The organism is Krasilnikoviella flava, assembly GCF_900167525.1.
Classification (GTDB): domain Bacteria; phylum Actinomycetota; class Actinomycetes; order Actinomycetales; family Cellulomonadaceae; genus Isoptericola; species Isoptericola flavus.
The window spans coordinates 144,586-157,400 of the sequence record NZ_FUZQ01000006.1 but is presented as its reverse complement, the minus strand read 5'-3'; the positions used below and the strand labels follow the sequence as shown (position 1 = coordinate 157,400).

General features: G+C 75.0%; 11 protein-coding genes. 7 read left to right on the top strand and 4 right to left on the bottom strand.

What is annotated here, in order from left to right:
• The first annotated feature begins 5 nt into the window (after positions 1-5).
• The 3 genes from B5Y66_RS16825 to B5Y66_RS16815 are packed head-to-tail and all read left to right on the top strand — an operon-like array spanning position 6 to position 3,597.
• On the top strand, positions 6-1,382 hold the full coding sequence (locus B5Y66_RS16825) for an FAD-binding oxidoreductase (RefSeq protein WP_079575665.1): 1,377 nt from the start codon (positions 6-8) through the stop codon (positions 1,380-1,382).
• Positions 1,382-2,197, top strand: coding sequence for a creatininase family protein (locus B5Y66_RS16820; RefSeq protein ID WP_079575664.1), 816 nt, complete (start codon positions 1,382-1,384; stop codon positions 2,195-2,197). The genes B5Y66_RS16825 and B5Y66_RS16820 overlap by 1 nt, the downstream gene beginning before the upstream one ends.
• Complete coding sequence (locus B5Y66_RS16815; RefSeq protein ID WP_245807188.1) at positions 2,194-3,597, top strand: amidohydrolase family protein; 1,404 nt, start codon at positions 2,194-2,196, stop codon at positions 3,595-3,597. Before B5Y66_RS16820 ends, B5Y66_RS16815 begins: the two co-directional genes overlap by 4 nt.
• Here B5Y66_RS16815 and B5Y66_RS16810 read toward each other — a convergent pair.
• Entirely contained in the window at positions 3,566-4,162 is a 597-nt protein-coding gene (locus B5Y66_RS16810) for a helix-turn-helix domain-containing protein (protein ID WP_079575663.1), read from the bottom strand. The genes B5Y66_RS16815 and B5Y66_RS16810 overlap by 32 nt on opposite strands.
• Positions 4,163-4,300: 138 nt before the next feature.
• On the opposite strand from B5Y66_RS16810, the gene B5Y66_RS16805 reads away from it, so the two are divergent.
• The 3 genes from B5Y66_RS16805 (at position 4,301) to B5Y66_RS23185 (ending at position 7,779) form a co-directional block, all read left to right on the top strand.
• On the top strand, positions 4,301-4,828 hold the full coding sequence (locus B5Y66_RS16805; RefSeq protein ID WP_176168915.1) for a flavin reductase family protein: 528 nt from the start codon (positions 4,301-4,303) through the stop codon (positions 4,826-4,828).
• Positions 4,825-6,240 (top strand): FAD-binding oxidoreductase, encoded by a 1,416-nt coding sequence (locus B5Y66_RS16800; RefSeq protein WP_079575661.1) that lies wholly within the window; start codon positions 4,825-4,827, stop codon positions 6,238-6,240. Before B5Y66_RS16805 ends, B5Y66_RS16800 begins: the two co-directional genes overlap by 4 nt.
• 885 nt (positions 6,241-7,125) lie before the next feature.
• Positions 7,126-7,779, top strand: coding sequence for an amidohydrolase family protein (locus B5Y66_RS23185; RefSeq protein ID WP_217700836.1), 654 nt, complete (start codon positions 7,126-7,128; stop codon positions 7,777-7,779).
• Here B5Y66_RS23185 and B5Y66_RS16790 read toward each other — a convergent pair.
• The 3 genes from B5Y66_RS16790 to B5Y66_RS16780 form a co-directional block, all read right to left on the bottom strand.
• Positions 7,776-9,530 carry a M14 family zinc carboxypeptidase gene (locus tag B5Y66_RS16790; protein WP_176168914.1) on the bottom strand — a complete coding sequence of 585 codons (1,755 nt, stop codon included), beginning with the start codon at positions 9,528-9,530 and terminating at the stop codon, positions 7,776-7,778. The two genes, B5Y66_RS23185 and B5Y66_RS16790, sit on opposite strands and share 4 nt — an antisense overlap.
• A 160-nt stretch (positions 9,531-9,690) precedes the next feature.
• A complete protein-coding gene (locus B5Y66_RS16785; protein ID WP_079575659.1) occupies positions 9,691-10,350 on the bottom strand; it encodes a GntR family transcriptional regulator in 660 nt (219 codons plus the stop codon).
• A gap of 33 nt (positions 10,351-10,383) precedes the next feature.
• Positions 10,384-11,370 carry an isopenicillin N synthase family dioxygenase gene (locus B5Y66_RS16780; protein WP_079575658.1) on the bottom strand — a complete coding sequence of 329 codons (987 nt, stop codon included), beginning with the start codon at positions 11,368-11,370 and terminating at the stop codon, positions 10,384-10,386.
• A gap of 202 nt (positions 11,371-11,572) precedes the next feature.
• On the opposite strand from B5Y66_RS16780, the gene B5Y66_RS16775 reads away from it, so the two are divergent.
• On the top strand, positions 11,573-12,742 hold the full coding sequence (locus B5Y66_RS16775; protein WP_079575657.1) for a nitrate ABC transporter substrate-binding protein: 1,170 nt from the start codon (positions 11,573-11,575) through the stop codon (positions 12,740-12,742).
• Positions 12,743-12,815: the final 73 nt, after the last annotated feature.

The following is a 12,815-nucleotide window of genomic DNA, read 5'->3' as shown; positions in this document are numbered from 1 at the left end:
ACGACATGACCACCTCGCACACCACCCCGCGCAGCAGCACGGCCACCTCCGGACGGGCGGCGCTGGCCGCGGCCGAGATCGCGGACCTGCTGGGGCCGGAGGCCGTCTCCACGGACGCCGAGCTGCTGCTCAAGACCTCCGCCGACTGGTCGCGGATGTCGCCGGTCCTGCAGGAGAAGGTCCCCGCGGGCCGGTACCTGCCGGACGCCGTCGTCCGCCCGCGCTCGGGGACGGAGGTCGCCGAGGTGCTGAGGATCGCCTACGAGCACGGCGTCCCCGTGACCCCCCGGGGGTCGGGCACCGGGAACTACGGGCAGGCGACGCCCTTCGACGGCGGTCTCGTGCTGGACCTGCGCGGGCTCGACGCGATCCGCGTCAACGACTCCGGCACGGTGACGGCGGGCGCCGGCGCGAAGATCACCGCCGTCGACGCCGCGGCGCGGGCCGCCGGCCGGGACATCTGGATCTACCCGTCGACGAAGGGGTCCACGATCGGCGGGTTCGTGGGCGGCGGCTCGGCCGGCACCGGGACGATCGAGCGCGGCTCGACGTCCGACGGCTTCGTGCTCTCCCTCACGGTGGCGCCCATGGACGGCAGCGGCACCACGTTCACCGTCACGGGCCCCGACGTCACGCCGTACGTGCACGTGTACGGGGTGACCGGGGTGGTCGTGGAGCTGGAGATCGCCACCGACCCGGCGCGGGACTGGGTCGCGATCTACGCGGCGTTCGACGACTGGGGGTCGATGACGGGCGTGCACCGCTCGCTGCTCGACCTGCCCGTGCTGCCGCGGCTCGCGTCGGCCGACCCGCCCGCGCTGGTGCCGAGCCTGCCGGCCGAGGTGCCGCTCGACCCGGCGCGGCACAGCCTGCGGGTGATCGCGGAGGCCTCCACGGTGGCGGAGGTCGAGGCGCGGGTGGTCGCCGCGGGCGGCGCCGTCGTCGCGAGCCTCGCGGACTACGCGGAGACGGACAAGCTGTCGTCGATGTCGTACAACCACCCCGTGTACTTCCTGCAGAAGGCGCACCCGGACCGCACGTGGTTCCACATGGAGACCGGCGGCCCCGCGCACTGGGACCGCCCGGAGGAGGTGCGCGCGGTCTACGACGGGGACGTGCACCTGCACCTCGAGCTCATGGGCTCCGCGCCGCTCGCGATGGTGGTCGCGGACTACGTGTCCGAGGAGGAGGTGCTCGCCGGGATCCCGCGCCTCGAGGCGCTCGGCCTCGGCGTGCACTCGCCGCACCAGTGGTACGTCGACCGCCACGTGGACCTCGCGCGCGAGGTCGCCCGGACCACGGACCCCAAGGGCCTGCTCAACCCGGGCAAGCTCGTGGACTCCCCGCCGGTCGACACCCGCGTCAACATCGGGGTGCGCTGATGCCCGCCCCGCGTCTCGCGGACCTCACCTGGCGGCAGGTCGAGGCGCTGCCCGCCGACACGGTCGCGGTGCTGCCGCTCGGTGCCATCGAGCAGCACGGCCCGCACCTGCCCGTGTCCACGGACCTCGTCACCGCGTCGGAGACGGCGGCCGCGGCGGTCGAGACGGTGGCCCGCTCCGGCGCGGCCTCGGTGGTGCTGCTGGAGCCCCTCGCGTACACGAAGTCGGACGAGCACGCGGGGTTCCCGGGCACGATCTGGCTGTCGTGGGACACGCTCATGCGGGTGCTGACGGACGTCGGCCGGTCGCTGGCCGCGTCGGGGATCACCCGCCTGGTGTTCGTCAACGGGCACGGCGGCAACTCCGCCCTCGGGCAGGTGGCGAACCGTGAGCTGCGCCGCCGGTTCGGGCTGCGCACGTTCTTCGCGCACGTCGCGACGCCGCGCGACCAGGGCGGCGTCCCGGCGTCCGGCGACGAGCACGGCCTCGGCGTGCACGGCGGGCACGGCGAGACGTCGCTCATGCTGCACCTGCGCCCCGAGCTGGTGCACATGGACCTCGCGGAGCGCCGCGTGCCCGAGGGTCTGCTCGCGTACGAGCAGATCGGGTTCGGCCGCGCCACGTCGTTCGGCTGGCTGTCGAGCGACTTCGGCCCCGACGGTCACGTGGGCGACCCGACGACGGCGACCGCCGAGGCGGGCAAGGAGGCGTTCGAGCATGCCGTCGAGCAGCTGGCGCGCACCCTCGTCGAGGCGGCGCGCTTCACGACCCCCGACGACGGCGCAGCCGCACTCGCCGCGCGGGACCGGGCGTGAGCGCGCCGGGGACGGCACCGGGGGCGACCGCTGCCCTCGTCGTGCGCGGCGCGCTCGCCGTGCGGACCGGGCCGGGCGCGACCGAGGGCGAGGCGGGTGGGGACGTCGTCGTCGGCCGCGACGGGCGGGTGCGGGCCGTCGGGGCCGCGCCCGCTGCCGCCGTCGCCGGGGCGGAGCTGCTCGACGCGACGGGCTGCGTCGTGACGCCTGGCCTCGTGAACGCCCACCACCACCTCCTGCAGACGGCGTTCCGCACGCTGCCCGGCACCCGTGGCGTCCCGATGCGTCGGTGGCTGGACCTCATGGGCGCGGCGTACCGGCGTGCCGGGGTCGACGCGGAGCTGGTCGGCGCGGCGGCGCGGGCGGGCCTCGCCGAGGCCCTGCTCAGCGGGGTCACGACGGTCGCCGACCACCACCTGACGTGGCCGGCGTCGCTCGGCCCCGCGGACACGGTGGACCTGGCGGTGGCGGCGGCCGGCGCGGCCGACGAGCTCGGGGCGCGCCTCGTCCTCGTGCGCGGCACCGCCGGGGACGACCCGGAGGCCGCGGCGCTGAGCGCCGACGCGATCGCGGCCGCGCTGGTCGGCGACGCGCCGGATGGTGATGGGCTGGATGGTCACGGGCGCGGCGGGGTGCGCGCGGACGGTGGCGTGCAGGTGGCCGTCGGGCCTGCCGGGGTGCACAGCGACCGGGAGGCGACCTTCCGGCTGCTGGGAGAGGTGGCGGCGCGCCGTGGCCTGCGGCGCCGCACCCAGGCCAACGAGCAGGTCGACGTCGCCGCCGCGCTCGAGCGGTACGGCCGGCGCCCGCTGGACCTGCTCGACGAGTGGGGCTGGCTCGCACCCGACGTCACCGTCGCGCACCTGTGCGACGTCACCGACGCGGAGATCGACCGGCTCGCGGCGTCGGGCGCGCACGCGACCCACGCGCCCGGCTGCGACGTGCCGATGGGCTGGGGCGTCGCGCCCGTGGCCCGGCTGCTCGCCGCCGGGATCGGGGTGGGGCTCGGCACGAGCGGCGGCGGGTCGAACGACGCCGGGCACCTGCTCGCCGACGCGCGCCTCGCGATGCAGGTGTCGGCGCTGGTGGGCCGCCAGCTCACGGCGCGGGAGCTCCTGGACGCCGCCACCGCCGGGTCGGCGGGCGGGCTCGGGCGGCCCGAGCTCGGCCGGCTCGAGCCCGGCTCCGCGGCGGACCTGTGCGTCTGGGACGTCGGCGGCGCTGCCGACGCGGGGGTCGCGGACCCGGTCGCCGGCCTGCTCTGGGCCTCGCCGGGGCGGCGACCGCGCCACGTCGTGGTCGGCGGGCGGGTCGTGGTGCGTGACGGCCGTCTGGTGACGGCCGACGAGCGCGACCTCGCGCGCGGCCTCAGCCGGCGTCTGGCGCGAGTCGCTGCTTGACCACCAGCAGCCTGTACGGCCCGCCGTCGGCGCTGGCCCACCGGTGGCGGGTGCCGCCGCGGTAGAAGGCCGAGTCGCCGGCAGCCACCTGGTCCAGGCTGCCGTCGAGGTCGAGCAGCACGCGCCCCTCCACGACGTACGCGAACTCGTCCTCGTCGTGGGCCCAGTAGGGGCCGAGGTCGCGCGACGTGCCCGTGTACTCGAGCGGGTCGAACGGCCGCTCCCCGGCGGGAGCGAGGGCGCGGACCGTGCCGCCGCCCGCCGAGGCCGAGGCGTCGTCCGTCCGGCGCAGCACCGGTGTGCTGCCGGCGGGCGGCGCGGTCGCCTCCGCGAGCAGGATCTGCTGCGTGGTGCCGAGCGTGGTCGCGACGCGGAACAGCGACGACATGCTCAGTCGCGCCCGGCCCCGCTCGACCTGGCTGAGGAACGAGTGCGAGAGGTCGGTGGCCGCGGCGAGCTGGACGAGGGTCAGGCCCGCGGCGTGCCGCAGCGCGCGGATCCGCTGCCCCAGGCGGGTGACCGAGCGGTCGAGGGGGTCGGAGGCCTCGTCGGCGCGCACGTCCATGGCTCGATGCTAGGGGAGCGTCACGCCCGTCGACCCGCCGCCGGGGGCGGGTCGACGGGCCTGGGCGCGGCCGTAACAGAACCCGCGCGCGGGGGTGATCCCGGCGAAACATCGAACGCCCAGGATGATGACATGTTGATGACATCAACATCGCCTCGCGGGTCCGTCGCCGACGGGTTCCGCGACGCGATGGCCGGGCTGGCGAGCGGGGTGTGCGTGGTCACGACGACGGCGGGGGGCGTCCCGGCCGGGCTGACCACCACCGCGGTGATGAGCGTGAGCCTCGACCCGCCGCTCGTCGCCGTCGGGGTGGGGCGCACCAGCCGCACGCTCGAGCCGCTGCGCGCGGCCCGCAGGTTCGCCGTCCACGTGCTGCCGCACGACCGTGAGGACGTGGCGGCCGTGTTCGCCTCCAAGGCCACGGACAAGTTCGCCGGGCTCGCCGTCCGGCCGGGCGAGGGTGGCGTCCCCGTGCTGGCCGACGTCGCGCGGCACGTCGTGGAGTGCGAGACCTGGGCTGAGGTCGAGGCGGGCGACCACGTGCTGCTCGTGGGCCGGGTCGTGCGGGTGCACGGGGCGGCGGCCGCGGACGGGCGCGCGCTGGTGCACTTCGACCGGGCGTTCCACCCGGTCGGCGCTGCCCGGTCCGAGCAGGAGTGCGCGTGACCGACCGGTCCGTCGCGGCACTCGGTGCCGACCGTGCCGACCGTGCCGACGGTGCCGACGGTGCCGACGGTGCCGACCGTGCCGACCGGGCCGACGTCCTGACCCGAGCGGTGCGGCCGGGGGACGCGGCGTACGAGCGGTCGCGTCGGGCGCTCGCCGTCTCGGGCGTGGTGCCCGACGACCGTCCCGCGCTCGTGGTCGCGGCGCGCGACGCCGCGGACGTCGCGTCCGCCGTCCGGCACGCCTTCCGGGCGGGCCGGCCCGTGACCGTGCGCTCCGGCGGGCACGGCACCGCGTTCACGGCCCTGGCGCAGGGCGCCCTCGCGCTGGACGTCTCGGCGCTCGACGACGTGCGCGTCGACCGCGCAGCGCGCACGGCACGCGTCGGACCGGGCGCGACGTCGCTCGCGCTCGCGCAGTCGCTGGACGGCTCAGGGCTGGCCTTCCCGGTGGGACACAAGGCGAGCGTGGGGCTCGGCGGCTTCCTGCTCGCCGGCGGCAACGGCTGGAACCAGGGCGCGTGGGGCAGCGCGTGCGAGTCGGTCCGCGACGCCGAGGTGGTGCTGGCCGACGGTCGGCGCACCGTGCTCGACGACGCGTCAGATCCCGAGGCGTTCGCCGTGCTGCGCGGGGCCGGCCCCGCCTTCCCGGGGGTGGTCACGTCCTTCGGGCTGCAGCTGTGGCCGGAGCCCGTGGTACGGCGACGCTCGGTGCGGATGCGGGCCGCCGGCCGGGACGGGCTCACGGCGATCGGGACGTGGGCCGACGCGCTCGCCGCCGTGGTGGCCCCCGAGGTCGAGCTCACGCTGGTGCTCGCGCCCGCCGGCGGGGTCGTCGCGTCGGTCACGGCGTTCGGCCGGGACCACGCGCACGCCGACGAGCTCCTCGAGCCCGTCTCTCGTGCGCTGCCGGCCACGACGAGCGCCGTGGTGTCCAGCGCCACGACCATGCCGGGGCTGCTGCTCGACGAGCCCGCACGGCCCGGCGCGGGGTGCGTGGCGCAGCAGGCGTGGAGCCGCGCCGGCTACGCCGAGGTCCTGCCCCGGCTCGCCCCGCACCTCGCCGGCGCGCCGTCGGCCGCGTCGAGCGTGCTCGTGAGCTCCGCCTCGTACCGGCGGTCGGCACCACCCTCCCCGGACCCCCTGCACCGGCCGCTGGGCACGCTCACCGTCGCCGCGTACGCGGTCTGGTCGCCGGGCGAGGACGACGACGCGAACCTGGCCTGGCCCACCACGACCCTCGCGGCGCTCGCCGGCGGGACCACCGGCCACTACGTCGGCGAGGCCGACCTGCGCCGCACTCCCGACCGGCTCGCGCGCTGCTGGGAGGCCGGCGGGATCGAGCGCGTGCAGGCCGTGCGCGCCCGGCTCGACCCCGCCGGCGTCTTCCACCCGCCACCCGGGCTGGCCTGAGACCGCCGTGCCGCCGACCCCGCGCCGCCCACCCGCGCACGTCGAAGGGACCCCCGTGACCCGCACCGCCCCGCTCGCCCTCACCGTCGTCGACGCCCTGCTCCTGCCGGGCGCGGACTCCGGCCCGGAATGGTTCTTCGGCTGGCTGCAGGTCGGCTCCGACGGCCGCATCGTCGCCCTGGGGCCCGGGGAGCCGCCGCCCGACGACCAGGGCGCACCGGTGCTGGACGCCGGCGGCGCGATCGTCGCCCCCGGGTTCGTCTCGGCGCACTCGCACCTGTTCACCTCGGGCCTGCGGGGGATCGCCCCCGACGCGACCCTGTACCCGTGGGTGCGCTCCATGATGGAGCTCTTCCGTCACACCGAGGCGGAGGACATGTACTGGGCGACGCTGCACGGGTCGCTCGACTTCCTGGCCAACGGCGTGACCAGCGCCTACAACTTCATGCAGTCGGGCGTCACCTGGCTGTACGACCCGGGTACCGCCCGAAACGTGCTCGGCCGGGTGCACCCCGACGACTACACGACCCGGCAGATGGACGGCACCGTCGACGCGGGCCTGCGGGCGATCCACGCGATCCGGCTGGACGACGAGTCCGGCCCGGAGGACCAGGTGCTGACGCGCTTCGCCCGCATGGTCGACGCCGCGCGCGCCCCCGAGCGATCGGGCTGCGACCAGCACCTCGGGGTCTCCGTCATGGGTGCGGTGCAGTGGGCGGCGGGGCCGCGTACCGCGGAGCTCGAGGCCCACGTGATGCGCGAGCACGGCATCACCGACCAGGCGCACCTCGTGGAGACGGCCGAGGGCCTGGACACCCAGCGCGCCAAGTTCGCCTGGTACGAGGAGGCCGGCGCGCTCGGGCCGGACCTCCTCTGGGGCACTTCGTGCACCCGACCGACGCGATGGTCGACCGGGTCGCGGCGGCGGGCAGCCCGGTGGTCTGGCAGCCGACGTCCAACGGACGGCTCGGGTCGGGCGTGGCCGACGTGGTGCGCTACCGCGACGCCGGCATCGCCGTCGGTGTCGGGCTGGACGACCAGTCGTGCACCGACATCTCCGACCCCTGGTCGAACATGCGCCTCGGCCTCTACTCCCAGCGGGCGCTGCACCGCGACGCCGCCGTGCTGTCCGCGCGCGACGTGCTGCGCCTGCACACCCTCGGGTCCGCGGAGGTGCTCGGGGTCGCCGACCGGGTGGGCAGCCTCGAGGTCGGCAAGCACGCCGACTTCGTGCTCGTCGACCACCGCGCGCCGAGCACCGGGCCGGTCTGGGACGTCGTCGCGACCTACGTCCTGGCGTGCGGCCTGCGCAACCTGCGCGCCACCTACGTGGGCGGTCGGTGCGTCGCCCGCGACGGGCGCGCCACGACGCCGCTGGCCGAGCGTGCCGACGGCGAGCTGGCCGAGCGGATCGAGCGCGCCGCCCACGCCGACGGGCGCAGGCTGGCGGTCACCGCGGAGCAGCTCGTGTCCCCCCGGGCACGGGTGCCGCACCCGTCGCACGACGCGCGCGACACCCGTGCCCTCACGCGGAGCTAGCGGCGGGGGCCCTTCGGGCAGCGGGACAGGTCGACCTCGGCTGTGTCGCCGCGCGCGAGGGTCACCTCGACCGACCGGACGGGCTTGCCCGCGGGGTTGCGGCACGAGATCGTCCACGACTCCTCGAGCAGCGTCGACGACTCCTGGGACTGCCGCAGCGACGGCAGCAGGTGCCACTCGAACCGGCCGCTCGTCGGCACCTCGAGGGTGGAGACCAGCTCGTGGTCGGACTCCAGCGTCCCGCCGTCCGCCACCGGCGTGGCGGAGGACTCGACCGTGACGTCCTTGCGGACGGTCAGCTCGATGCCCCGGGGCGCGGTCCCCGTGACGACCGAGTGCAGCGCCGGGTCGGCCGCCGCCTGCCACGCCCGGAGGAAGGCCGCGCGGGCGCTGGAGCCCTCGTACTCCCCGGTGCCCCAGTACTGCTGCGGCACGTACTCGTACGGCGGGTGGAACCGCTGCAGGCCGCTGAAGCCCGGCATCAGCTCCGGGGTGAAGCCGAACGTGCCGTTGACGTACAGGCCGTGCTCCTCCGCGGTGCCCGACGCGTCGTAGTACACCTCCGGCCACGGGCCGGCCTTCCATCCGAGCAGCGAACCGAGCTCCTGCGCCAGACCGTCGTACAGATCGACGTCCGCCGGCACCGGCTCGAGGGGCGACGACGGCGCCCGCAGCAGGCGGGCGTCGGGCGTGTGTGCGTTGACCGCGACGGTCACCTGGTGGGAGTCGATGAGGTCGCGCATGTTCGCGATCTCGGGCTCGGAGTACGGGTGGGCTCCGTGGTGGTTGCCGGCGCTCGTCTCCACGCTCGACCCGGGGCCGCCCCAGAACGGCCCGTAGTTGCGGTTCGGGTCCACGCCGAGGTCGCCGGTCGTGGCGACGCACTCCTCCCACGTCGGGACGACCCCCGGCCGGACGCGACAGTTCTTGCGCTTCATCTCGTTGATCAGCTCGCGAGAGATCACGTATCCGTCCGGGTTGACCACCGGGACCACGATCATCCGCGCGGAGTCCATGAGTGCGGTGATCTCCGGGTCCGACCCGTAGCTCGTCACGGCCTCGGTGGCGAACTCGGTGGTGAGCTCGAGCGTCGGCCACTCCCGGGCGTGGTGCACCCCGGTCAGGAGGAAGACCGGGTCCCCGTCCTCCGCGGCGACGTCGCCGGCGATCTCGACGCCGTAGATCGGACGTCCGACCAGGGACGTCCGGGGCATCTCGAACAGCCGTACCTGCTCGGGGTGCTCCTCGGCCAGGTCGTGCAGCTCGGCGTTGACCGTCTCCAGGTCGCGGTAGGAGACCCGGCCGGTCGGCAGCGAGGAGGCCTTCGAGGGGTCGTCGGTCACGGCGGCCTGAGCCCGGTCCTCCGTGGCGCGGGCCTCCCGCAGGTCCTCCAGCTGGGCGGCGGCCGGCTCGACGTCGAACCGCCAGCCGCCGCGCTCCAGACGCTGACGGTCCGCCTCGCCGTACAGCAGCACCTCGGCCCGCGGGGTCTCGACGTCCAGGACGTCGAGACCGGTCGACAGGAGCCGTTGCTTCTGGGCCGGGGTCGCCGCGCTCACCGTCGCGATCTGGAGCCCGGCGACCGGGGCGGAGGCAGCGTCGGGTGCTGCCGGCTGCTCCGACGCGGCGGATGCCGCGAGCGCGAGGGCGGTCAGGGTCGACGTCGCGACGGCGGTGGCGGCGAGGCGACCGGCCCGGCGGCGCCGGGTGCTGTTCTCGTGCTTCTCGTGGTGCCTGAGGGTGCTGTTCACGGGGCTTCCTCCCTGGCTGCGGACACGCGGGCCGACGCGCGGTCCAGCCGCCGTCAGCCCTTCGTCCAGGACGCTCCCAGAGGACGCACACTCGGGCAACACGGAAATCTCGGGGCAACCTGCGCGACCCGGCGCGGCAACGCGGCGGCCGGGCGAAAGGTCAGTGCGACATCCGCCACCGGCGCATCCGCACCGAGATCGCGGCGACGTGGGCGCTCGCGGCCCGGCGCGCGCCGTCGGCGTCACCGGCGGCCACGGCGTCGGCGATGCGGCGGTGCTCGACCACGGCGATACGCCGGTTGGACTCCTCGGCCCACATGCCTGACGTGTACAGGTGCGCCTGGGCGTCGAGCCGCCGCAGCGCGTCGGCGAGCGGCCGGTTCCCGGAGACCTCGCGCACCCGGGTGTGCAGCTCGACGTCGAGCCGGGCGTCGCGCAGCGGGTCCGTGGGTTCCTCGAGCAGGTCCGCCTGGCGCTCCACGAGCTCCAGGAGCCCGGCGACGTCGTCGGCCGAGGCCCGGCGTGCCGCCTCCTGGGCGGCGAGCCCGTCGAGGGCCTCCCGCACGGCGAGCACGTCACGCACGGCGTCCTCGTCGAGCTGGAGCACCCGCGCGCCCGCGTGCGGGACGTGCACGGCGAGGCCCTCGTGGATGAGCCGCTGGACCGACTCGCGCACGGGGCTGCGGCTCACGTCGAGCCGGGCGGCGAGGGCGGGGACGCTCAAGGGGGCGCCCGGTGGGAGCGCCCCCTCGAAGATCTGGTCGACGAGCGTGCGGTAGACGGACTCGGCGAGCAGGGAGCCGGACTCGGCGGTGGTCATGCGGCACTGTAACCGGGCCCGGTACCCACCGGCTCAGCCCTTGCGGTAGTTGGCGCGCACCCGCTCCTGCAGGTAGTCGTGCGCCGTGATCGGCGGGTAGGTGCCCTGCGGCGTCTCGATGGCGACGTCCCGGTTCGCTTGCGCGAAGAACGGGATGGAGAAGCGGGAGCCCGTGTAGTCGCCCAGGCCGGGAAGCTTCACGCGGTGGAAGTTCGACAGGAGCTGGTCGTCGCTCCACCGCATGAGCATGTCACCGATGTTGCAGGTGATCGCCTCGTCGGACGGCGTGACGGGTGTCCACTCCTGCGCGTCGGCGTCGCGGCCCGGGCACACCTGCAGTCCTCCCTGGCCGTCCCGCTGGAACAGCAGGGTGAGGCAGTCGAAGTCGGTGTGCGCACCCGCCCGCCACACCCCGGGGCGCTCCTTCTGGTCCGCGGGGAGGGGCAGGTAGTGGATGAGGCGGAGCGTCGACTGGTACTCGGCGGAGGCCGGGTCGTGCGCGCGGGCGAAGAAGTCGCGGTCGAGGCCCAGCTTGTCGGCGAAGCAGGACAGCACGCGCATGGCGAGGTCCCAGCACTGCGCCTCGAAGCCGAGCACGAAGTCCCGGAACCCGGGCAGCTCGTCGTCCGGCCACAGGTCGTCCATCCGCGGGCGGGTGACCTGGTACGACTCCTTCTGGTCGGGGGTGCCCACGGACGGGCGGGTCTGGGAGAGCTTCTCCCACCCGGCGTTGGTGCCGGACACCAGCGGGTAGCGGCCCTTGACGTCGTCGGGCAGCGAGAAGAACCGCGCCGACTCGGCGAACGCGCGGTCCACCTGGTCCTGGGGGATGCCGTGCCCGACCAGCTGGAAGAAGCCGATCTCGGTGGCGGCCGTCCACAGCTGCTCGGTGATCTCGGCCCGGCGCTCCTCGAAGTCCGACAGGTCGATGCGGGGGATGGTGCGGCCGGCGTTCTCGGTGCCGACGCCCCCCATCCGCGACTCCTTCTGGAGCTCGGCGAGTGCGTAGGTGTCCGTCATGGTGTTCTCCCTCGGAGGGTACGGTCCCTGGCGATGTCGCTGGACAGTGATGTCATGTAATTACCTGGCGTTGATCCCTGTCAACGTCGCTCATCGCGTTCGATCGAGAGTTTACGAGGCCGCAACACCGGGGTATTGCATGTAATACCGCCCGTCGGGAGAGTGGTGGCGCCAGCACCCCTCCCAGAGAGCGAGCCCCCCCATGGCCCTGTCCCGCACCCACCTCGTCCCCCTGGCCGCGGTCCTCGGCCTCCTCACCCTCTCGGGGTGCGGCGCCGGGGCCACCGCGGACACCGCGTCGTCGGGCGCGTCCGCGGCGCCGGCCGCCGACGGCGGCGGCGTCCTCGCCGGCACCTGCCCGGACGAGGTGGTGGTCCAGCTGCAGTGGCAGCCGCAGTCCGACCAGGGCGCCGTGTTCGGCCTGCTCGGGGAGGGCTGGACGCTCGACGCGGAGCAGCACTCGGTCACCGGAGCGCTCGTGGCGGACGGAGAGGACACCGGCGTCGACCTCACCCTGCGGGCCGGCGGGCCGGCGATCGGGTTCCAGTCGGTGCCGTCGCAGATGTACGTCGACGACACGGTGACGGTGGGCCTGGTGCACGGCGACCAGCTCGTGGCCGCGGCGGCGGAGGCCCCCGTCGTCGGCGTCGCGCCGCTGCTCAAGCACAGCCCGGCGATCCTCATGTGGGACCCGGAGTCGCACCCCGAGATCACGGGCGTCGACGACGTGCGTGCCTCGGGCGCCCCGGTCGTGGTGTCCGCCGACCAGATCTACCCGGCCTGGATGGTGGCGCACGACCTCCTCGACGCCGACCAGATCGACACGACCTACGACGGCAATCCCGCGCGGTTCGTCGGCGACCCGACCGTGGTGCAGCAGGGGTTCGGCAACTCCGAGCCGTACACGTACGAGAACGAGGTGCCCGAGTGGGGCCGGTCCGTCGGGTTCGGCTACGTCAAGGACGTTGGCTACGACGTCTACGCCTCGAACGTCTCGGTCCGCGCGGACCGCCTCGAGGAGCTCGCCCCGTGCCTGGAGCTGCTCGTGCCGATGATCCAGCAGGCCAACGCGGACTACGTCGCGGCGCCGCAGGCGGTGAACGACCTGATCGTCGACGTCGTCGCGCAGGACCCCTCGTACTCGCCGTACTCGGCGGGGGAGGCGGCGTACAGCGCCGAGACGCTCGCCGCGGAGGGGCTGATCGGCCCCGAGGAGGACGGTTCCGTCAGCACCTACGACATGAGCCGGGTGGAGTCGTTCGTCGCGGACCTGGTGGACGTGCTCGAGGGCGAGGGGACGGACCTCGGCGACCCCGCGGCCGACACGCTGTTCACGGACCGGTTCACCGATCACGACGTGACGATGGACTGAGCCGGGACGACGGAAGAAGCACAGGGCGGCCGCCTCCCGGGGAGGCGGCCGCCCTCGGCGGTGCGATCAGTTC

Excerpts from the sequence above, each read along its gene's own strand:
- B5Y66_RS16780 (WP_079575658.1), bottom strand. The coding sequence starts at position 11,370 with ATGACGGACACCTACGCACTCGCCGAGCTCCAGAAGGAGTCGCGGATG.
- B5Y66_RS16775 (WP_079575657.1), top strand. The coding sequence starts at position 11,573 with ATGGCCCTGTCCCGCACCCACCTCGTCCCCCTGGCCGCGGTCCTCGGC.
- B5Y66_RS16825 (WP_079575665.1), top strand. The coding sequence starts at position 6 with ATGACCACCTCGCACACCACCCCGCGCAGCAGCACGGCCACCTCCGGA.
- B5Y66_RS16820 (WP_079575664.1), top strand. The coding sequence starts at position 1,382 with ATGCCCGCCCCGCGTCTCGCGGACCTCACCTGGCGGCAGGTCGAGGCG.
- B5Y66_RS16785 (WP_079575659.1), bottom strand. The coding sequence starts at position 10,350 with ATGACCACCGCCGAGTCCGGCTCCCTGCTCGCCGAGTCCGTCTACCGC.
- B5Y66_RS16805 (WP_176168915.1), top strand. The coding sequence starts at position 4,301 with ATGACATCAACATCGCCTCGCGGGTCCGTCGCCGACGGGTTCCGCGAC.
- B5Y66_RS16810 (WP_079575663.1), bottom strand. The coding sequence starts at position 4,162 with ATGGACGTGCGCGCCGACGAGGCCTCCGACCCCCTCGACCGCTCGGTC.